Below are 19,710 nucleotides of genomic sequence, written 5' to 3'. Positions count from 1 at the left end.
GGGCGGCCGGCGCTCAGCGCGTCGGCCGCCCTCGGTCTCTCCTCCGGGCCCGGACACCGGACGGCCCGCCCGGGCCGTCCGCCGGCCTCAGGGCTTGCGGACCAGGAGTGCCACCGTGACGCCGGTCAGGCGCTCGGTGCCGGTCGCGGTGTAGTGCTTCCGCAGGGCGCGCGCCTGCGGAGCGGGCAGCGCTTCCAGCGGGTCGGCCGCGCCCTCGGGCACGACCAGCCAGATCCGGGCCTCGCTCCCGAGGCAGGCCGCCGGGTCCGGACACTCCGAGGACCACAGGTCCGCGCGGTCCGCGGCCGAGCGGGCCAGGAAGACGTCCCGGGGCCGCAGTTCGTCGGGCAGATAGTGGCGGACGCCCAGGTCCAGCAGCCGCCAGTAGTCCTCGCCCCGGTCGTACACGACGGCGTCGCCCGGCCGGTGGTACTTGGCGATGGTCGCGGCGGCGCCCTTGTAGTCCACCCCGTGCCAGAAGTGCGCGTACGTCTCCCGCACGGACCGCTGCTCGGGCAGGCTCAGCACGGCCACGGCTACCAGGGCGACGGCGAGGACGGCACGGGAACGCAGCGCGGCGAGCGCCGCACCGGCCAGGACCGCCCACGCCGGCAGGGTGAAGAGCAGGTACCGGTAGAAGAAGTACGAGATGTCGCCGTGCGAGACCGCCCACAGGGCGAGGACCGGCAGGACGGCCATGGCGGTCACGGCCGGGACAGGCCCCCAGGACGCCGGCCGCCAGGAGCCGCGCGTCGACGCAGGCGTGCCGGCGCGGCCGGCCCGCGTGCGCTCCGCCCAGGCCGACACGGCCAGCACCGTCGCCGCCCCGGCGAACGTCCCGGAGGCGTACAGCTGTGGGAGGAAGGCGGCCAGGCTCTCCAGGTTCGGTTTCGGGATCCAGGCGATCTGACGGGACGCCTGCCCGCTGCCGAGCACCGCGACCGGCGCGGCGGCGACCACCCCGGCCAGTGCGGCGAGCCCCGCCCGCACGGCGAGCGCGCGGTCGACGCGGGCCCATGCGGCCACGACGACCACTTGCCCGACCAGCGCCGTCAGCGCGACCAGGTGCAGCAGCCCGACCGCGGCCACGCACCCGGCGTACGCGGCCCAGCGCCCCACGCGCTCCGGCCGGTCCAGGGCCCGCAGCAGCGCCAGCGTGGCGAGCGCGACGGCGAGGACGACCAGGGCGTACGGGCGGGCCTCGTGGGCGTAGCGGACCACCACGGGGGTGAGGGCGAAGAGCAGACCCGCGGCGAGTCCGGCACGGCGGCCGAACAGCCGCTGCCCGATCAGCGCCGTGCAGGCCGCCGCACCGGTCATCGCGAGGACGGACGGCATCCGCAGGGCGGTGACGGAGTCGCCGAAGACGACCGTCCACCCGTGCATCAGCAGGTAGTACGCGGTCAGGACCGCGTCCACGTTCCCCACCGTGTCGAGGAGACGGTCGGTGGAGCGGGTGACCATGTCCCAGGTGTTGAGCTCGTCCTCCCACAGCAGCGGGTGGTCGATCTCGTACAGCGTCAGGGCGAGGGTGACGAGGGCCGGCCACAGCCAGACACCGTGCCGCTTGCCGCCCTCGCGGCGCGGCGCGGCGGGGCGGCGGGTGGCGGCCGGGGCGGGATCCCGGACCTCGGCGGCGACGGAGGAGGGCGTTCCCACGGCCCGCCCCTAGCCGCGCACCGGCGCGGGCGCGTCGGCGGCGGGCGCGTCGGCGGCAGGCGGAGCGGCCGCGGGAGCGGCGTCGGGAGCGGCGTCGGGCGGAGCGGCGGCCGCGTGCGGGATCGGGGCGGCGCCGAGCTTGCCGACGGCGAACTCTCGGTTGGCCCGGGTCTGCTTGCGGTACGGCTCGGGCAGGTCCGGCAGGGCGAGCAGCCGGTCGCACGCGGCGAGCGAGCCCGCGTAGTCGCCGACCCAGTAGGCGGTGATCGAGAATTCGAACAGCAGGCCCCAGCGGTACACCCACGGCTGCAGGAAAAGCAGGTCGTCGCGCGGCTGCTCCCGGTCGAGCACGGCCGAGACGATCGCGTGGGCGGAGTGGTGGCGGCGTAGCTTGCGCAGCCGTGCCGTCAGTTCGTAGCAGGCTTCGAGGCGCTGCGGCCGCGAGTCCCAGGCGCGCGTGAGCGTGTCCATGGCGGCCGGCCAGTCGCCGGACTCCGCCCTGAGCACTCCGGACTGGAGGAGTGAGTAGTAGACCTCCTCACCCCAGCCGCCCATGGCCGCGCGGCGCTCGTAGAGCTTGATCGCCTCCCCGGAGCGGCCCATGTCGCGCATGGTCTGCGCGAGATAGAAGACCGTACGAGGGTTGCCGGGGTCGCGGTCGAGCTCGGCGCCGAGCAGCCGGGCGTCGCGTTCGAACTTGTCGTGGCGTGAGCCGCCGTCGTGACGGTCGTCGATGGCGAGGGCGTCGAGGTTCTCCTGGGTGTGGTCCCGGTCGGCGGTGAGGTACTCGTGGGTCACCCCCTCGTACCTCCACGGCAGATCGCCTCTGACCAGGCGTTTGATGCGGTACTCCAGCGTGCCCTTGTGGCGCAGCATGTACGCGTCGGCGGTCAGCGGGGGCAGCGGGCCCTCCTGGCACAGGACGAGGTCGGCGTCGAGGAGCAGGAGGTAGTCGGCACGGCCGCGGGCGTGGGCGATGTTCAGGCTGCGGTTGTGCCCGAAGTTGACCCACGGCTCCTCGTGCAGCTCTCCGGGGATCCCGTGGAGGGCCTTGCGGATGAGGTCCTGGGTGCCGTCGGTCGAACCTGTGTCGGAGATGACCCAGGTGTCCACCAGGTCGCGGACGGAGGCGAGGCAGCGCTCGATGACGCGGGCCTCGTTCTTGACGATCATGCACAAGCAGACGGATGGCTTCACGGCAACACCACTTCCGGTGGTTCGGCGGGGGGCGACCATAAGCACAGGCCAGGGACGGTCAGGGACGGCACGCCGACAGGCGCTTTCAGGTTCGCCACGCCGTACGCACCCAGGGGGATGGTGACGGTAGGCCAGGGTGTTGACAGTCCCCTCGGGGACGTAAAGGCACCGTGATCGCAGTCCGATGATCTGAAAGGAAGCTCGAACTCGCTTCCGGTGAATCACTCGATCCGGATGAAGAAGGAGCTGTTGCATGAGTCCTGATTCCAGGACCAGGTCCGCCTTTGGCCCGCTCCCGCGACGCCGCGCCTGGCTCAACGGAGGTGCCATCGCATCGATCGCACTCGTACTCACGGGGTTCACGACTCCCGTCTCCGCCACGCCGCAGAGCGTGGCCGGTCCTTCGGGGGTGAACCTCGCCGGCACGCCTTCGGGCGACGACGAGTGCAGGGACCGCCCGCACCACGAGGGACGACCGCACCACGAGGACGGCCGGCCGCCGGAGCTGTGGGGGCCGGTCTCGAACGAGAAGAACGCCGCGATGCCGCAGGAGGGCGAGGCCCAACTCGGCGACCTCCAGGGCTTCGTGGACCACCACGTCCAGCAGTTCCTGGGCGGCGGCCTCGCGGAGTACCTGCAGGCGGCCTCGGAACACGACCGCTACGTCCGGGCACTGCCTGTGGGCGGCCCGGACCACTGCGAGCAGGGTCCCCCGGGCCCGACGGGAGCGACGGGAGCGACGGGCGCCACCGGAGCCACCGGCGCCACGGGAGCGACCGGAGCCACCGGAGCGACGGGCGCCACGGGAGCCACCGGAGCGACCGGCGCCACGGGAGCCACCGGAGCGACCGGCGCCACGGGTGACACCGGACCGACCGGAGCAACCGGCGACACCGGCCCCACCGGGGCCACGGGAGCGACCGGCGCGACGGGCGCCACCGGGCCCACGGGCGACACCGGCCCCACCGGGGCGACCGGCGACACCGGGCCCACGGGCGCCACCGGTGCCACGGGTGCGACCGGTGCCACGGGTGCGACCGGCGCGACGGGTGACACCGGGCCCTGCTCCGACATCGACCTCTACGCGCCGAACGGCGACGAGGACTTCCAGGTCGTTCTGCACAACGGCAAGACGTCCGTCGGCCGGGCCCCGGCGCTCGGTGGGACGATCGTCTGGCAGGACCTCACCAACGCGAACGACATCCCTGGTCCCCCGCTGGACCCGGACAACGATGACTACCCGGCAGGCGTGTGCGCCGTCGGCATCGAAGCCCAGGGCGACGACGCCTACGTCAAGGTGATCACGAATACCGGCGAGGTGTGGCAGACACACGGCGACATCAACGGCCAGTTCACCTGGGACGAGGACTGGGACGAGCAGTCGACCCCGCCCGCGGTGGCCATGCGCACCATGAAGTTCGGCCGCGCCCTGGACACCGGAGGTGTGGTGAACCGCTCCTGACCTGAGCGACGCGCCCGAGGGCGGTGCACTCGCCGTACGCACCGCCCCTCGGGCCCGCGGGGCCGGTCGGGCACGTCAGGAACGCCCGTGCGGCAGACGGTCCGTACGACGAAGGCCCGGACCGGGATGTCCCGGTCCGGGCCTTCGTCGTGCAAGGCGCGAGGTCAGTGCGTGAGCACCGGCTCCTTCGCGGCTCCCTCGGAGTCGTCCGCTTCCGCCTCCGCGCCCTCCACGTGCTGCTTCGGCTTCGCCGGCAGCGCGAACATCACCAGGAAGATCGCGGCGAGCACCGCCACCGCCCACCCGAGCGCGTTCTGGAAGGCGTCCGTGAACGCCGCGCCCACCTCGGCCGGAGCCTTCGCGAGACGCTCCTCGTCGATCACGCCGAAGAAGACGACCGAGACGAGTCCGAGCCCGAGCGCGTTGCCCATCTGGCCGGTCGTGTTGATCAGGCCCGACGCCGAGCCCGCGTGCTCGCGCGGCACGTCCGAGAGGACCGCGTCCGTCAGCGGGGCCACGATCAGGCCCATGCCCAGACCCATGACCACCAGCGGCGGAATCATCTGCCAGGAGTCGATCGCCGTGCCGTAGCGGCCGGCCACACCCATGTAGAGCAGCACACCGGCGGCCATCGTCAGCGCGCCCGCCTGGAGCACCTTGCGGCCGAAGCGCGGCACCAGCTTCTGGACCGACAGCCCGGCCGCCGTCGAGACGGCGATCGAGAACGGCACGCCCGTCAGCCCCGCCTTGAGCGGGGTCCAGTGGAGCCCGACCTGCATGTACAGCGTCCAGACCAGGAAGAAGATGCCCATCACGACACCGAAGGTCAGCTGCACCGCGATGCCCGCCGCGAAGCTCTTCACCTTGAACAGCGACAGCTCGAGCAGCGGGGAGCCGTCCTTCTTCGTCTTGTACTTCTCGTAGGCGATGAGGGCGGCGAAGACGACGAGGCTGCCGGCCATGCACAGGTGGCCCCAGAGCGGCCAGCCGGTCTCGCGGCCGCGCGTCAGCGGGTAGATCAGCATCAGCAGCGCCAGCGTGACCAGCATGACGCCGACGATGTCGAGGCGGAGCGCCTTGGGCGCCTTCGACTCGGTGATGAACTTCCGGCCGAGCAGCAGGCCGACGATGCCGACCGGCAGGTTGATCAGGAAGATCGGCCGCCACTCCAGGCCGGCGATGTTCCACTGCGTGAGCAGCGCGCCGAGCAGCGGGCCGGAGACCGCGCCGAGGCCGATGATCGCGCCGAACATGCCGAAGACCTTGCCGCGCTCGTGCGCGGGGAAGGTGACGTGGATGATCGACAGGACCTGCGGAACCATCATCGCCGCCGCGGCGCCCTGGAGCAGGCGGGATGCGACCAGCATCTCCGGGTTCGCGGCGAAGCCGCAGAGCGCGGAGGCGACGGTGAATCCGGCGGTGCCGAGGAGGAACAGCCGCTTGCGGCCGAAGATGTCGCCGAGACGTCCGCCCGTGATCAGACCGGCGGCGAACGCGAGGGCGTAGCCGGCGGTGATCCACTGGATGGCACCGAACGAGGCGCCGAGGTCGCGCTCGATGCTCGGAATCGCGATGTTGACGATCGTGGCGTCGACCAGGTCCATGAAGGCCGCGGTCATGACGATGGCGAGGGCTATCCAGCGCCGGCGGTCCGCGACCGCTTCGGTGGCGGCCTGCGCTTCCGTGGCCGCTTCCGGAACGGCGTCGTGTGAACTCATACGATGAAGATAGAGGCCATGTAGGTCAGCTGATGTCCTAGATAAACGGCACCCTGGAAGGCATGACGGACACTCCCGCACGACTTCTGAATCTGCTGTCGCTGCTCCAGACTCCGCGTGAGTGGCCGGGCAGCGAACTGGCGGACCGGCTCTCGGTCTCCGCCCGCACGATCCGGCGGGACATCGACCGGCTCCGGGAGCTCGGCTACCCGGTCGAGGCGACGAAGGGCGCGGTGGGCGGGTACCGCCTGGTCGCCGGTGCGGCGATGCCTCCGCTGCTCCTCGACGACGAGGAGGCGGTCGCGATCGCGGTGGGGCTGCGGGCGGGGGCGGGGCACGCGATCGAGGGTGTGGAGGAGGCGTCGGTACGGGCCCTGGCGAAGCTGGAGCAGGTGCTGCCGTCGCGGCTGCGCCATCGTGTCTCCACGCTGCAGAACGCGACGATCCCGCTGACGCGCGGGGACGGGGCGACGGTCGCGCCGTCGACCCTGACGGCGCTGGCGGGCGCGGTGACGGGGCAGGAGCGGCTGCGCTTCGGCTACCGGGCGGGGGACGGCACGGAATCACGGCGCCTGGTGGAGCCGTACCGGCTCGTGTCGACGGGGCACCGGTGGTATCTGGTGGCGTACGACCTGGAGCGCGAGGACTGGCGCACGTTCCGGGTGGACCGGGTGTCGGACCCGTTCGCGACGGGGGCGCGGTTCACGGCGCGGGAGCTGCCGGAGGGCGGCGCCGCCGCGTACATGGCGCGCTCGATCAACCGTGGGCAGCGGCCCGAAGTCGACCTGGACGTCACCTTCCACGCCTCGGCGGAGACCGTGACGGCCCGCCTGCCCGCCCACCTGACCCTGACGGCGACGGGCCCGAGCAGCTGCCGCCTGAGCACTCCCACGGCCGAGTCGATCGAATGGCTGGCCCTCCGCCTGGGCCTGGTCGACGTCCCCTTCACGATCCACGCCCCGGCCGCTCTGGTCACCTACGTGGCGGACCTGGCGACGCGCCTGGCGGCATCCACCACGAACTGACACGAACCGGAGCGAGGACGGCCGCGGCCCCGGGAGCCCAGAGCCCCCGGGGCCGCCGGGCGTCGGCCTGCCCGGCCCCAGGGTGGCCCGAGACCCACCCGTGACCTGCGGAAAGATCCACGACGGGGTTACCGCGGGTTCCGTCGCCGCGCACACAGGATCGTCACCGAACCGACATACCGAGCGGTCGGAACCCTCTTACGCAGGAGCCATACCCATGAGTAACGTACGCGGACCACCAGCGCCACCCGCCCGTTCCCCGGGGCGGCAAGGAGCGAGATCGATGTCGTACCACCAGTCTTTCCCCGGCCCACCGCCCGTACCGCAGCACCGGAATGCCGGGCGGCACCGCCAAGAGGCGGCGTCGCAGCCCTGGGAGGGTGGATCGCCGTCCTGGGACACCGATCCACAGGCGGCCTGGGACTCGTCCCCGCGAGCGTGGGACTCCTCGCCGCAGGGCTGGGACTCCGCGCAGCAGCCCTGGGACGCGTCCCCGCAGTCGCAACCGCCCGCCGCCACCGACGATCGTGATGATCTGCACCGGCTCGGATCGGCCTACCGCAGGCTCCGCCGCGTCGCCACCTTCACCGCGCTCGGCTACTTCGTCGTCTTCCTTTTCCTGTCCGCCTACGCCCCCTCGATGATGACCGGCAACATCACCGGTGGTCTCACCACCGGTCTGGTCCTGGGGCTCCTCCAGCTGCCCGTGGCGCTGGCCGCGATCGCGCTGTACGAGCGGATCGCGCGCAACCGCGTCGACCCGCTCGCCGCGGCGATCCGCGAACGCGCCGAGCAGGCGGCCGCGGCAGCCGCGCCCCGCCCGGAACGCCCGAGCCGCTCCGGACGTCCCGTGTGGCAGCAGCCCAACGGAGGTGCGCGCGCATGACCAGCTTCAGCTCCGGGGCCCAGACCATGTCGCTGATGGCGTTCATCGCGGTCATCACCGTCACGCTGCTGCTGTGCGTGATGACCGGCCCCGATCGTGACGACCTGGGCGAGTTCTACACCGGCTACCGCTCGCTCTCCCCCGTGCAGAGCGGCCTCGCGATCGCCGGCGACTACATCTCCGCCGGCACCGTGCTCGGCACCATCGGCATCATCGCGCTCGTCGGCTACGACGGCATCACGCTCGCCCTGAGCACCGTGCTCTCGCTGGTCCTGATGATGTTCCTGCTCGCCGAACCGCTGCGTAACGCCGGCCGGTTCACGATCGGGGACGTCTTCACCCGGCGTCTCCCCGGCCCCGCCGTGCGGATCACCACCGCCGCGGTCACGCTGACCGCACTGCTGCCGCTGGTGATCTTCCAGCTCGCGGGCGCCGGCGATCTCCTCTCCGTCGTCCTCGGCTTCCACGCCGACGGCTTCAAGACCGGGGCGATCGTGTTCCTGGGCCTGCTGATGATCGCGTACGCGGCGATCGGCGGCATGAAGGGCACCGCCTTCATCCAGATCGTCAAGACCGTCGCCCTGCTCGGCGCGTCCCTGGCGATCGCCGTTCTCATCCTCAACCGCTTCGACTTCAGCCTGCCCTCGCTGCTGGACGCCGCCAAGCGCGGCAGCGGGGCGGGAGACGCCTATCTCGCCTCCGGTCTGCAGTTCGGCGGCAACGAACTCGACATGATCAGCACTCAGTTGACGGTCGTGCTCGGCGCCGCGGTGCTGCCGCAGATCACCATGCGCATGTTCACCGCGCGCAGCGCGGCAGCCGTGCGGCGCTCGATGTCCTGGGCCGTGTCGACCGTCGTCGTGACCTGTCTGCTGATCGCCGTCATCGGCTTCGGCGCGGCGGCGATCGTCGGCCACCAGAGGATCGTCGCCGGCGACCCGCAGGGCAAGACGGCGTTCCTCATGGTCAGCCAGGCCGTCATGGGCACGGACCAGACGACCGTCGAGACACTGCTGTTCACGGCCGTGGCGACAGCCATCTTCCTCACCCTGCTGGCCTCGGTCGCCGGGATCACCCTCGCCTGCGCCAACACCCTGGCGCACGACCTCATCACGCACGGGCTGCGCCGCAAGGCGCAACTGAAGGGCTCCGCGGAGATGGCCATCGCCCGGACCGCCGCGGCGGTCGTCGGGCTCGTGGCGATCGCGATCGCCGCCGGTGCACGGCATCTGAACCTTCAGGCACTGCTCACCCTGTCGTTCTGCATCGGCGCGTCCGCGGTCGCACCGGCCCTCATCTACAGCCTCTTCTGGCGCCGCTACTCCCGTACGGGACTGCTCTGCACCCTCATCGTGGGCAGCGCCTCCGCGTTCATCCTCATGACCGGCAGCAACCTGGTGTCCGGATCGCCCCAGGCGATCTTCCCGGACCAGGACTTCAACTGGTTCCCGTTCACCACGTCGGGCATCCTCTCGGCCCCGCTGGGCTTCCTCGCGGGCTGGCTCGGCACGGTGCTCCGCGAACGCGACCCGGCCGACCAGCGCATGCGGTACGAAGCGGTGGAGGAGACGATCCTGGCCGGCACCCCCGCGGCGAACAGCGCCTCCGCGTCCTGACGCGCACGCCCCGACGAAAGGGCTCCCGGCCTGAAGTTCCAGGCCGGGCGCCCTTTCGGCTGTCCCGGGGTGCTCTCGTTCGGATCCTGCCGGGCTCGCGTGCCCTGATGCCGCACACTGATCCGGCCTGATCCGAACGGAAGGCCCTAGGCCACCGCGTCGAAGCCCGTGTCGCGGGCCATCTTCTTCAGTTCCAGGAGCGCGTGCTTCTCGATCTGGCGGATCCGCTCCCGCGTCAGGCCGTGCTCCTTGCCGACCTCGGTCAGCGTCCGCTCCCGGCCGTCCTCGATTCCGTACCGCATCCGGATGATCGAGGCCGTGCGGTGGTCGAGCTTGTCGATCAGGTCGTCGAGCTCCTCACTGCGCAGCAGCGTCAGCACCGACTGCTCGGGCGACACCGCCGAGGTGTCCTCCAGCAGGTCACCGAACTGCGTCTCGCCCTCGTCGTCCACCGACATGTTCAGCGAGACCGGGTCACGCGCCCAGTCGAGGACGTCGACGACCCGCTCCGGCTTGGTGTCCAGCTCGGCCGCGATCTCCGCCGGCTCCGGCTCGCGGCCGTGCTCCCGGTTGAACTCGCGCTGCACCCGCCGGATCCGCCCCAGCTCCTCCACCAGGTGGACGGGGAGCCGGATCGTGCGCGACTGGTCGGCTATGGACCGCGTGATGGCCTGGCGGATCCACCACGTGGCGTACGTCGAGAACTTGAAGCCCTTCGCGTAGTCGAACTTCTCGACCGCGCGCACCAGGCCCGCGTTCCCCTCCTGGATCAGGTCGAGCAGCGGCAGCCCGCTGCGCGGATAGCGTCGCGCGACCGCGACGACCAGCCGCAGGTTCGACTTGATGAAGAGGTCCTTGGCGCGCTCGCCCGCCTCGTAGAGCGCTTCGAGTTCCTCGCGGGACGCGCCGCCCGCCTCGCTCGACCCCGCCGCGGCAGCGGCCGATGTCACGACTCCGTCGAGGATCTGCCGGGCGTACACACCCGCCTCGATCGTCTGGGAGAGCTCGACCTCCTTTGCGGCGTCGAGCAGGGGCGTGCGCGCGATCTCGTCGAGGTACATGCCGACCAGGTCGCGGTCGGCGATCTCCCCGCCCACGGCGCGAACTCCGCTGGCCCGCGTGCTGCTCCCGCTCTTGGCGGACGAACGACGGGCGACGGCACGGGTTGCCATGCGTGCTCCCTTGCTGAGTAGGTCGCGACACCCTCTCGGGTGCCCTGCATCCGACGGAAACAACGACTGGAATCAGGACAGAATTCCCACCCGGCGCATCGATTTTCGCGATCATGCAGTACCCTGTGCCGCCATCAAGGGGGATAGATGCTGTCTGAATACGCGGATACGCAGGTCAGGGCGGGCACGGAGGGCGACCTGGAGGCCCTCACGGAGCTGTACAACCACTACGTCCGCGAAACCACGATCACCTTCGACACCGAGCCCTTCACACCGGAGCGTCGACTCCCTTGGCTCCGCTCCCACCCTGAAGACGGCCCGCACCGCCTTCTGGTTGCTCACGATGTCCGGAAAGAGGCGAAAAGCCGAATTCTCGGATATGCGACCAGCAGCCCCTTCCGCCCCAAGGCCGCGTACTCCACCTCCGTGGAGGTCAGCGTGTACCTCTCCCCGGACGCCGCCGGCCGGGGCATCGGCACACTCCTCTACGAGCGGCTCTTCGAGGCCCTGGCCGGCGAGGACGTCCACCGCGCCTACGCCGGCATCGCGCTCCCCAACGAGCCCTCGATCCGGCTCCACACCCGCTTCGGCTTCCGCCACATCGGCACGTACGGGGAGGTCGGCCGGAAGTTCGGCCGGTACTGGGACGTGGCCTGGTACGAGAAGGCCCTGCACGAGGAGCGGGTCCCGCGGCAGGAGTAGGTCCCACGGCAGACCGAGGACTAGGTCCCGGACTAGGTCGCTCGGCCGTTACGGATCACCCGCAGCCGCACCTACCGTCGCCCCATGGACGACACCACCGGCACCCTCGACGAAGCCCTCGAACGCCTCCACGCCACCGGCCCGGAGCGCCACGGCTGGCTCACCAACCACGCCCCGATGGCCGTCGAGGCGCTCGTGCGCAACGGTCACGCCCCGGCCGTGCACCGCTGGCTCGACCACTACCGCCACAAGCTGGAGGACATGCCGCCCCTCCACTCCCCCGTCACCGCCGCGAACTGGCGCGAGGCGCTCGGCGACCCGGCCCGGATCGCCGCCTGGGCGCGCTTCTTCGAGCGGGAGACCGAGGAGCGGCCCTGGCGGGAGGTGCTCTCCGAGTGGTGGCCGCGCCTCCTCCCCGGCATCGCGGGCGGCTCGACCCACCCCGTGATCCGTACCGGCCACGCCGTACGCACCCTCCTGACGACCCCGGAGACCGCGCCGCGCCGTGCGGAACTGGCCCATGCCCTCGGCTACTGGGCCGCCCGCCACAAGCCGCTGCCCCCGCTGACCGATCTCGCCGCCGCTCCGAGCGCGGCCGCGGCACTCGACGCCGTGCCGCCCGTCCCCCGCCAGGACGGCGGGATCCGCGACCGCCTCTCCCAGCTGACCGCGTTCCCCCGCTGGGGCGCCGCCCCCGACCCGGAGACCGCGCACACCCTGCTCACCGAGCTGGTCACGGCCGCGACCCACCGCTATGCCACCCACGGCCACGGCGAGCCGATCATGCTGGTGCATGCCGCGACCGCCCCCAACGCGGTCCTGCGCACCCTCCCCGCGCTGCCGCGCGAGCTGTGGGCGCCGAGTCTGTCGGCGGCCTGGGCGGCCTCGGCCGCGGTGACCGCCGCCTACACACCGCCCGAGCCGGCCGCGTACGCCTCCGTCACGCTCACCGCCGAGGAGGTCTTCGAGCGGGCGGCGGCGCACGGCGACGACCACACGATCAAGTTCACCGACACCGCGCTCGACGTCGGCGATCCGCTCGCGCTGGCCGCCGCGGTCCGCGCGGTCGAACTCAACCCGCCGGTGTTCTGAGCGGACGACTCCAGCCGACGCGCGGGGGCCGCCCGGAGCCTCCGTCGGACGACGACGCCGGGCCGGTGGGCTCAGCCGAACTGCACCGAGCGCTTCGCGAGGCCCATCCAGAAGCCGTCGATCACGCTCCGGCCACCGCCCAGGTCCCCCGCCGCGTCCGCCGCACCCAAGGTGACGAACAGCGGTGCGAAGTGCTCCGTGCGCGGGTGGGCGAGCCGGCCGGCCGGGGACTTGTGCTCGAAGTCGAGGAGCGAGTCGACGTCCTCCGCCTCCAGGGCGTGGCGCCCCCAGTCGTCGAACTCCGCCGACCAGCCCGGCACCCCCGGCCCGGAGTGCCGCAGCGCGGCCAGGTTGTGGGTGAAGAAGCCGCTGCCGACGATCAGTACGCCCTCGTCGCGCAGCGGGGCGAGCCGGCGGCCGATGTCCATCAGCTTCCGCGGGTCGAGCGTGGGCAGGGAGATCTGAAGTACGGGGACGTCGGCGTCCGGGAACATCTCCACGAGCGGCACGTAGGCGCCGTGGTCGAGCCCCCGGTCGGGGATGTCCTGCACGGGAGTGCCGGGACCGTGCAGGAGCTTGCGGACCGACGCGGCGAGTCCGGGCGCGCCCGGGGCCGCGTACCGCACCCGGTAGTAGTGCTCGGGGAAGCCCCAGAAGTCGTAGACGAGGGGGAGGGTCTCGGTCGCGCCCAGGGCGAGCGGGGCCTCCTCCCAGTGGGCGGAGACCATCAGAATGGCCTTCGGCCGGGGCAGCCCCGCCGACCAGGCGGCGAGTTCGCCGGGCCAGACCGGGTCGTCGGCGAGTGGCGGGGCACCGTGCGAGAGATAGAGGGCGGGCATCCGTTCCAGCGTGGTGTCGGCGTCCATGACGACCGCCTCCGTTCCGGGTCGATGACGTACGGGTCGACGTCGTGCGGACCGACGTCGTGTCGTCCGGACCGACCGACCCAGCCAGTCATTGAAAGTTCAAGCTCACCTGACATGACGAGCTTAGACCCGATCTAGTTCAACTTTCAAGAATGAGCCGTAGGATAGATACATGACCATGGCACCCAACGACGCGCCCCGCTGGCTCAGCGACGAGGAGCAGCACGTCTGGCGCGCGTACCTGCACGCCACCACCCTCCTCGAGGACCATCTCGACCGCCAGCTGCAGCGCGACGCCGGGATGCCGCACATCTACTACGGCCTGCTCGTCCAGCTCTCCCAGGCGCCCCGGCGGCGGCTGCGGATGACCGAGCTCGCCAAGGGCGCCAAGATCACCCGCTCCCGGCTCTCGCATGCCGTCGCGCGCCTGGAGAAGAACGGCTGGGTGCTCCGCGAGGACTGTCCCTCCGACAAGCGGGGACAGTTCGCGCACCTCACGGACGAGGGGTACGACGTGCTGGAGCGGACGGCCCCCGGCCATGTCGCCGCCGTACGGCAGGCGATGTTCGACCGGCTCACCCCGCACCAGGTGGAGCAGCTCGGCGAGATCATGAAGGTGATGGCGGAGGGGCTCCAGCCGACGGACCCGAACGCGGACCTGCCCTGGCTCCGCTGAGCGGAACCAGGGCAGGCGGCGACCGGGCGGCCGCGATGACGGGAATCCCGGCGCGATGACGGGGATCCGGGTCAGTGCGCGATGACGGGGATCTTCACCTCGTCCTCGGCGCCCTCGCCGGACCCGGACGCGGCCACCGCGCCGGTCCCCGGCTTCCCGGTGTTGATGAAGGTGGCGGCGATCGCGGCCGAGACGACCAGGATGCCGACGGCCCACCAGATGGCCGCCGCGTAGCCCTCGACCATGCCCTGGAGCTGGAGCAGCTTCTGGGCGCCCTGCGTGGTGGCGCCGGCCGCGTGGTCGGCGATGTACGCGGTCGTGGCCGAGGCGGCGATCGTGTTCAGCAGCGCCGTACCGATCGCGCCGCCGACCTGCTGCGAGGTGTTGACCATCGCGGAGGCCACACCGGCGTCCTGCGGGTCGACGCCGTGCGTGGCGAGCGACATGGCCGGCATGAAGGCCGTACCCATACCGAGGCCGAGCAGCAGCTGGGCGGGCAGGATCAGACCGGCGTACGAGGTGCCGATCTCCAGCTGGGTGAGCAGCAGCATGCCGACGGCGGCGGTCAGGAAGCCCGGACCCATCAGCCAGCGCGGGGGAACGCGCATCATCAGCCGCGTGCCGATCTGGGTCGAGCCGATGATCATGCCCGCGATCATCGGGAGGAACGCGAAGCCCGTCTTGACCGGCGAGTACCCCTTCACGACCTGGAGGTAGTACGTCAGGAAGAGGAACAGGCCGAACATCGCGATGATGGCCAGACCCAGCGACAGGTACACACCGCCGCGGTTGCGCTCGGTCAGGACGCGCAGCGGCAGCAGCGGCGACTTGACCTTCGCCTCGGTCAGGACGAAGGCGGCGAGGAGCACGGCGGAGGCGACGAACATGCCGACCGTGGTGGCGTCGGACCAGCCCTCGGACTCGGCGCGGGTGAAGCCGTAGACGAGCGCGACCAGGCCGAGGGTGGACAGGATCACGCCCGGGATGTCGAGCGGCGAACGGTTGCGCCCGTCGGCCGGCTCGCGGATGACGAAGTACGCGCCCGCCGCCGCGACGATCGCGAACGGGATGTTGACGAAGAAGGTCCAGCGCCAGTCCAGGTACTCGGTGAGGAAGCCACCGAGGATCAGGCCCACGGCGCCACCGCCACCGGCGATCGCACCGTAGATGCCGAACGCCTTGGCACGCTCCTTGGCATCGGTGAACATCACCGCGAGCAGGGAGAGCGCGGCGGGCGCGAGCAGCGCGCCGAACGCGCCCTGGAGCGCGCGGGCACCGAGCATCATCGCCTCGCCGGTCGCGGCCCCGCCGAGGGCGGAGGCGGCGGCGAAGCCGATCAGGCCGACGACGAAGGTGCGCTTACGGCCCCAGAGGTCCGCGATACGGCCGCCGAAGAGCAGCAGACCACCGAAGGCCAGTGCGTAGGCCGTGATGACCCACTGCCGGTTGCCGTCCGAGATCCCCAGGTCCTGCTGGGCGGAGGGCAGCGCGATGTTCACGATCGTCGCGTCGAGCACGACCATCAGCTGGGCGAGGGCGATGAAGATCAGCGCTTTCCAGCGCCTCGGATCCGTTTCGGACATGGGTGTGGCCACCTCTTGGTGCGTAAAGGGAAAACCGGACTTAAGTACAGGGGTGCCAGGGCTCGAGAGCGCGTCGTGGACCGCGCTTCGGCGTGTGCGTCCCGGGGCGTGCGCCTCGGGTGCGTTACGGGACGGTCAGCTCGGGGTCACGACTCGTCGGAGTCGCCCCGCAGATCCTCCAGAGTGGCGGCCGAGCCGGGCAGCACGGAGCGCGCGGGCGCTTCGAGACCGTCCAGGAACAGCTGCAGATGGCGGTGGACGAAACGGTCCATGTTCAGACAGGCGGTGCCCGGGAGCGGCCGGGTCAGCTGGGAGACGGCGACCAGCAGGTCACCGACGTCGACGTCGGGGCGGAGCCTGCCCGACCGGTGCGCCCGGTCGACGAGGCCCCGCACGGCCTCCTCCAACCGCGTGCGCTCGGCGACCAGTTCGGGCTGGTCCATCTCGAAGGTGCCGTCGAGCATAGGGCACAGGGCGCCGATGCGTTCGTCCGCGGCGCCGTGGGTGAAGCGGCGCAGCGCGTCGAAGGCGTCGAGCTCCCCCGCGTCCACGGCCGCGGCCGCCTCCTCCGCCAGGTCCGTGGTGCGGGACGTGACGGAGACGACGACCTCGTGGATCAGGTCGTTGCGCTCGGGGAAGTTGCGGTAGAGCGTGGCGTTGCCGACCCCGGCGCGCCGCGCGATCTCGTCGAGCGGCACCTGCGGGCCGAACTCGACGAACATCTCGCGGGCCGCCGTCACGATCCGCTCGCGGTTGCGCAGGGCGTCAGCCCGCGGGCGGGGCATACGACGGGCGGGCTCGGCGCCGGCCTGGGTGGTCACGCCACATCCTCCTTCTCGTGATCCGGGGACCGAGTCCCCACTTCGTGGAACACAGGTGTAAACGGGGAGCGAGTCCCCGGTTATTTCCCCGCTCGACTGTGATCTGGGTCACATTCATGGCACTGCGTGGAATACCCACGATCGGGCCAACCCCGCGCGCGCCCGCGCACCTCTCGACACAGGCTGATCGAGCAGCGGCGCTGACCAGCTGACCCGAGCAGCTGACCCACCAGCCGGCTGACGCTGACCTGAGGCTGACCAGAGAGGCGACCGGATGCACCAGACCCGCCGGGGGATACGCAGACCCGTCGCCCTCGCCGTGGCAGCAGCCCTCGCGCTCGCCGCCCTGGCCTCGGCCAGCAGCACCCTCCCGGGCCCGACACCGGCCTCGGCGGGCCCGGTGGCCACCGCACCCAGGGACTCGCGGGAGTCCAAGCTCGGGCCGTGCCGGATCGCCACGACGCTGGGTGTGCAGATGTCGGAGGGCCTGCCGACCGCACCGGGCTACGCCCGCTCCACGGGCAAGGTCAGGGCCCTCAACCTGATGGTCGACTTCCCCGACGCGCCCGGGGACGGCACGGCGCTCGGCCGCTACGGCGAGTTCTTCCCGAAGACCTCCGAGTGGTTCCGCACCAGCTCGTACGGGCGCCTGCACTACCACCCCGAGGCCCCGATATCCGACTGGCTGCGGATGCCGAGGCCGTTCTCCTCGTACGGGATAGAGCGCGGCTCACCGTACGAACCGGGCTACCGCGGGTTCGTCGAGGACATCGTGAAGGCCGCCGACCCGAAGGTCGACTTCAGCGCATACGACCTGGTCAACATCCTGGTCACCCCGAACGCCGGCCCCTCGGCCCTGGACACCGTCCTGTCCGTCACCTTCTCCGGCAACGACGACGCCCCCTTCGCGGACGGCGTCCCGCTCTCCAACACGTCGTTCGTCTACAGCCGCCAGGACGACGGCTCGGGCTCGTACGCCACGACCGGCTACCGCGTCCTGCCGCACGAGAACGGTCATGTCTTCGGCCTGCCCGACCTCTACACCGCCGACGGCGGCGGCACGGTCGGGCACTGGGACATCATGTCCGAGGACTGGGGGGCCAACAACGACCTCCTCGGCTGGCACAAGTGGAAGCTGGGCTGGCTCGACAACGAGCAGATCGGCTGCGCGTCCACGCCCGGCACGCACGAGTACACGCTGACCCCGCTGGCGGCCACGGGCGGCGACAAGCTCGCCTTCGTACCGCTCTCCGAGACCTCGGGCTACGCGATCGAGGTCCGCACCCGCGACGGCAACGACGAGGCCGTCTGCGAGCCGGGGGTCCTGATCTACCGGGTCGAGTCCGACGTCGACACCGGGCACGGCCCGGTGACCGTGGCCGACAGCGACAAGGACAGCGGCGGCTGCACGCGCCGCCCGAACGTCCACGCGGAGCTGTCGGACGCCCCGTACCGCCCGGGCGAGACCTTCACGGACCGCACCAACGGCATCCGGATCACGGTGACGCACGAGGACGACAAGGGCCACTACCGGGTCCGCGTCACCCGCGCGTGAGCTCCTCCCTGAGCTCGCGCTTGAGGATCTTCCCGGTGGCGTTCCGGGGCAGCTCGGCGTCCCGTACGACCACCCGGGCCGGCACCTTGAAGGCGGCGAGGCGCGCGCCGACGTGCGCTCGCAGCTCGTCGGCCGTGACGTCCGACGGCTCCCTGAGACGTACGACCGCGGCGACCTCCTCCCCCAGGGTGGCGTGCGGCAGGCCGAGGACGGCGGCGTCGAGGACGTCGGGGTGGTCCTGGAGGACGTTCTCGACCTCGACGCAGTACACGTTCTCGCCGCCGCGGATCACCATGTCCTTGAGCCGGTCGACGAGAGTGATCCGCCCGTCGTGGAGGCGGGCGAGGTCCCCGGTACGGAACCATCCGTCGTCGCCGAAGGCGTTCCTCGTCGCCTCCTCGTCCCGCCAGTACCCGCGGACGACGGACTGCCCGCGCAGCCACAGCTCGCCGACGCCGTCCGCGTCCGGCCGGTCGATCCGGACCTCGGTGGCGGGCGTGGGCCGGCCGACGCTCCGCGGATCCGCGCGGTACTCGGCCCCGAAGTTCGCGAACACGCCCCCGCAGGTCTCGGTGAGCCCGTAGCCGTTGCGCGGCTCGATGCGCTCCCCGTACAGGGCGGTGAGGCGGGCCACGATCTCGGGCGGCGCGGCGGCGCCCCCGGTGTTGAGCATGACGAGGCTCTCCAGCCGATCGCCGGTCTCCTCCGCCCGGTCGAGCAGCTGCAGGGCGGTCGTCGGCACGCCCGCGTAGTGCGTGACGCGGTGGCGCCGGATCAGCTCCAGGGCCTTGTCCGCGTCCCACTTCCGCATCAGGACGAGGGTCCCGCCCGCCGCCATGACCGAGTAGAACGACGTGAACGCCGCCACGTGGAAGAACGGGAACGTGGTGAGCGAGACGGGCACGGGCCCCTGCCCGGGGACCGTGCCGCGGCCGAGGGCGGAGGCGGCGGCGTAGTACCGCGGATTCATCGCGGCCCCGGCCTGCGCGAGGTGGGTGGCGACGGCCCCCTTGGGCCGGCCGGTGGTCCCGGAGGTGTAGATGATGGTGGCGTCGTGCTCGGGCAGGACGTCGACGGGCGGCGGCCCGAGGAGCGGGTCGGTGTCGCGTACGTACTCCCGGAAGCCCTCCCCGGCTTGCCCGGTCTCCCCGGCTTGCCCGGTCTCCCCGTGGAAGACGACACCCGGCACGTCGTGCTCCCGCGCCCAGCGCCGGACCCGCTCGACCCGCTCGCCGTCGACGAGGAGGATCCGGGGCTCGCAGTCGTCGAGGGCGTACGCGAGCTCCTCCTCGGTCCACCAGGCGTTGAGGGGGACGGCGACGAGGCCGGCGAGCTGGGCGGCCCAGAAGGCGATGTGCCACTCGGGGTGGTTCCGCATCGCGACGGCGGCCCGGTCCCCCGGCCGCAGCCCGTACACCTCGCCGAAGCGCCGGGCGAGCCCACAGGCGGCGTCGAAGAACTCCCGGTAGGTCAGCTCCCCGTCCTCGGACACCAGGAAGACCTGGTCGCCGTAGGCCCAGGTGGCCTCCACGAACTCCCGCAGCGTGCGGGGGCCGCCGACGTACACACCGTCCTCGACCGCGAAGGGCCCGCCGGGCGCGGCCAACCGAGCACCGATGCCCACGGCCGTCTCTCCTCCGCGCACGTCCACCCTCTCCACGACACGCTCCGTCCCGTCCC

General features: G+C 71.7%; 16 protein-coding genes. 8 read left to right on the top strand and 8 right to left on the bottom strand.

What is annotated here, in order from left to right:
• Nucleotides 1–87: 87 nt before the first annotated feature.
• Both ACFQ7Q_RS14825 and ACFQ7Q_RS14820 read right to left on the bottom strand, forming a co-directional pair.
• Nucleotides 88–1,659, bottom strand: a complete 1,572-nt coding sequence (locus tag ACFQ7Q_RS14825; protein ID WP_383554288.1) for a glycosyltransferase family 39 protein — start codon at nucleotides 1,657–1,659, stop codon at nucleotides 88–90.
• Nucleotides 1,660–1,668: 9 nt separating this feature from the next.
• Nucleotides 1,669–2,832, bottom strand: a complete 1,164-nt coding sequence (locus ACFQ7Q_RS14820) for a glycosyltransferase (protein ID WP_383554285.1) — start codon at nucleotides 2,830–2,832, stop codon at nucleotides 1,669–1,671.
• A 277-nt stretch (nucleotides 2,833–3,109) separates the two neighbouring features.
• Here ACFQ7Q_RS14820 and ACFQ7Q_RS14815 point away from each other — a divergent pair, with 277 nt between their 5' ends.
• Nucleotides 3,110–4,318 (top strand): hypothetical protein, encoded by a 1,209-nt coding sequence (locus tag ACFQ7Q_RS14815; RefSeq protein WP_383554282.1) that lies wholly within the window; start codon nucleotides 3,110–3,112, stop codon nucleotides 4,316–4,318.
• A gap of 164 nt (nucleotides 4,319–4,482) precedes the next feature.
• On the opposite strand, the gene ACFQ7Q_RS14810 is transcribed toward ACFQ7Q_RS14815, so the two are convergent.
• Complete coding sequence (locus ACFQ7Q_RS14810; RefSeq protein ID WP_383554279.1) at nucleotides 4,483–6,036, bottom strand: MFS transporter; 1,554 nt, start codon at nucleotides 6,034–6,036, stop codon at nucleotides 4,483–4,485.
• Nucleotides 6,037–6,098: 62 nt separating this feature from the next.
• Between ACFQ7Q_RS14810 and ACFQ7Q_RS14805 the strand changes: the two genes are divergently transcribed.
• The 3 genes from ACFQ7Q_RS14805 (at nucleotide 6,099) to ACFQ7Q_RS14795 (ending at nucleotide 9,563) form a co-directional block, all read left to right on the top strand.
• On the top strand, nucleotides 6,099–7,061 hold the full coding sequence (locus ACFQ7Q_RS14805) for a helix-turn-helix transcriptional regulator (RefSeq protein WP_383554277.1): 963 nt from the start codon (nucleotides 6,099–6,101) through the stop codon (nucleotides 7,059–7,061).
• 283 nt (nucleotides 7,062–7,344) lie between these two features.
• Nucleotides 7,345–7,947, top strand: a complete 603-nt coding sequence (locus tag ACFQ7Q_RS14800; protein ID WP_383554275.1) for a DUF485 domain-containing protein — start codon at nucleotides 7,345–7,347, stop codon at nucleotides 7,945–7,947.
• A complete protein-coding gene (locus tag ACFQ7Q_RS14795) occupies nucleotides 7,944–9,563 on the top strand; it encodes a cation acetate symporter (protein WP_383554273.1) in 1,620 nt (539 codons plus the stop codon). The genes ACFQ7Q_RS14800 and ACFQ7Q_RS14795 overlap by 4 nt, the downstream gene beginning before the upstream one ends.
• Before the next feature lie 146 nt (nucleotides 9,564–9,709).
• Here ACFQ7Q_RS14795 and ACFQ7Q_RS14790 read toward each other — a convergent pair whose 3' ends face one another.
• Nucleotides 9,710–10,735, bottom strand: a complete 1,026-nt coding sequence (locus ACFQ7Q_RS14790; protein WP_383554270.1) for an RNA polymerase sigma factor RpoD/SigA — start codon at nucleotides 10,733–10,735, stop codon at nucleotides 9,710–9,712.
• A 147-nt stretch (nucleotides 10,736–10,882) separates the two neighbouring features.
• Between ACFQ7Q_RS14790 and ACFQ7Q_RS14785 the strand changes: the two genes are divergently transcribed.
• Nucleotides 10,883–11,437, top strand: a complete 555-nt coding sequence (locus tag ACFQ7Q_RS14785; RefSeq protein WP_383554267.1) for a GNAT family N-acetyltransferase — start codon at nucleotides 10,883–10,885, stop codon at nucleotides 11,435–11,437.
• A gap of 84 nt (nucleotides 11,438–11,521) precedes the next feature.
• Entirely contained in the window at nucleotides 11,522–12,529 is a 1,008-nt protein-coding gene (locus ACFQ7Q_RS14780) for a questin oxidase family protein (protein ID WP_383554265.1), read from the top strand.
• A gap of 71 nt (nucleotides 12,530–12,600) precedes the next feature.
• On the opposite strand, the gene ACFQ7Q_RS14775 is transcribed toward ACFQ7Q_RS14780, so the two are convergent.
• The gene (locus ACFQ7Q_RS14775) at nucleotides 12,601–13,395 is read right to left on the bottom strand and encodes a dioxygenase (protein ID WP_383554262.1); all 795 of its coding nucleotides are present in this window, start codon (nucleotides 13,393–13,395) and stop codon (nucleotides 12,601–12,603) included.
• A 172-nt stretch (nucleotides 13,396–13,567) separates the two neighbouring features.
• Between ACFQ7Q_RS14775 and ACFQ7Q_RS14770 the strand changes: the two genes are divergently transcribed.
• A complete protein-coding gene (locus ACFQ7Q_RS14770; RefSeq protein ID WP_383554260.1) occupies nucleotides 13,568–14,071 on the top strand; it encodes a MarR family winged helix-turn-helix transcriptional regulator in 504 nt (167 codons plus the stop codon).
• Nucleotides 14,072–14,142: 71 nt separating this feature from the next.
• On the opposite strand, the gene ACFQ7Q_RS14765 is transcribed toward ACFQ7Q_RS14770, so the two are convergent.
• The gene (locus ACFQ7Q_RS14765) at nucleotides 14,143–15,654 is read right to left on the bottom strand and encodes an MFS transporter (RefSeq protein ID WP_383554257.1); all 1,512 of its coding nucleotides are present in this window, start codon (nucleotides 15,652–15,654) and stop codon (nucleotides 14,143–14,145) included.
• Nucleotides 15,655–15,800: 146 nt separating this feature from the next.
• On the bottom strand, nucleotides 15,801–16,439 hold the full coding sequence (locus ACFQ7Q_RS14760) for a TetR/AcrR family transcriptional regulator (RefSeq protein WP_383554359.1): 639 nt from the start codon (nucleotides 16,437–16,439) through the stop codon (nucleotides 15,801–15,803).
• Between the two features lie 310 nt (nucleotides 16,440–16,749).
• On the opposite strand from ACFQ7Q_RS14760, the gene ACFQ7Q_RS14755 reads away from it, so the two are divergent.
• Nucleotides 16,750–18,030, top strand: coding sequence for a M6 family metalloprotease domain-containing protein (locus tag ACFQ7Q_RS14755; RefSeq protein WP_383554255.1), 1,281 nt, complete (start codon nucleotides 16,750–16,752; stop codon nucleotides 18,028–18,030).
• Here ACFQ7Q_RS14755 and ACFQ7Q_RS14750 read toward each other — a convergent pair.
• Nucleotides 18,017–19,654 (bottom strand): class I adenylate-forming enzyme family protein, encoded by a 1,638-nt coding sequence (locus ACFQ7Q_RS14750; protein WP_383554252.1) that lies wholly within the window; start codon nucleotides 19,652–19,654, stop codon nucleotides 18,017–18,019. The genes ACFQ7Q_RS14755 and ACFQ7Q_RS14750 overlap by 14 nt on opposite strands.
• Nucleotides 19,655–19,710: the final 56 nt, after the last annotated feature.

It is taken from the genome of Streptomyces sp. NPDC056527, assembly GCF_042794475.1.
Taxonomy (GTDB): Bacteria; Actinomycetota; Actinomycetes; order Streptomycetales; family Streptomycetaceae; genus Streptomyces.
The sequence above is the reverse complement of the archived record's forward strand: the minus strand, read 5'-3'. Positions and strand labels throughout refer to the sequence as shown.

Coding starts and splice junctions, on each gene's coding strand:
- ACFQ7Q_RS14820 (WP_383554285.1), bottom strand. CDS start 2,832: ATGATCGTCAAGAACGAGGCCCGCGTCATCGAGCGCTGCCTCGCCTCC.
- ACFQ7Q_RS14815 (WP_383554282.1), top strand. CDS start 3,110: ATGAGTCCTGATTCCAGGACCAGGTCCGCCTTTGGCCCGCTCCCGCGA.
- ACFQ7Q_RS14810 (WP_383554279.1), bottom strand. CDS start 6,036: ATGAGTTCACACGACGCCGTTCCGGAAGCGGCCACGGAAGCGCAGGCC.
- ACFQ7Q_RS14805 (WP_383554277.1), top strand. CDS start 6,099: ATGACGGACACTCCCGCACGACTTCTGAATCTGCTGTCGCTGCTCCAG.
- ACFQ7Q_RS14800 (WP_383554275.1), top strand. CDS start 7,345: ATGTCGTACCACCAGTCTTTCCCCGGCCCACCGCCCGTACCGCAGCAC.
- ACFQ7Q_RS14795 (WP_383554273.1), top strand. CDS start 7,944: ATGACCAGCTTCAGCTCCGGGGCCCAGACCATGTCGCTGATGGCGTTC.
- ACFQ7Q_RS14790 (WP_383554270.1), bottom strand. CDS start 10,735: ATGGCAACCCGTGCCGTCGCCCGTCGTTCGTCCGCCAAGAGCGGGAGC.
- ACFQ7Q_RS14785 (WP_383554267.1), top strand. CDS start 10,883: ATGCTGTCTGAATACGCGGATACGCAGGTCAGGGCGGGCACGGAGGGC.
- ACFQ7Q_RS14780 (WP_383554265.1), top strand. CDS start 11,522: ATGGACGACACCACCGGCACCCTCGACGAAGCCCTCGAACGCCTCCAC.
- ACFQ7Q_RS14775 (WP_383554262.1), bottom strand. CDS start 13,395: ATGGACGCCGACACCACGCTGGAACGGATGCCCGCCCTCTATCTCTCG.
- ACFQ7Q_RS14770 (WP_383554260.1), top strand. CDS start 13,568: ATGACCATGGCACCCAACGACGCGCCCCGCTGGCTCAGCGACGAGGAG.
- ACFQ7Q_RS14765 (WP_383554257.1), bottom strand. CDS start 15,654: ATGTCCGAAACGGATCCGAGGCGCTGGAAAGCGCTGATCTTCATCGCC.
- ACFQ7Q_RS14760 (WP_383554359.1), bottom strand. CDS start 16,439: ATGCCCCGCCCGCGGGCTGACGCCCTGCGCAACCGCGAGCGGATCGTG.
- ACFQ7Q_RS14755 (WP_383554255.1), top strand. CDS start 16,750: ATGCACCAGACCCGCCGGGGGATACGCAGACCCGTCGCCCTCGCCGTG.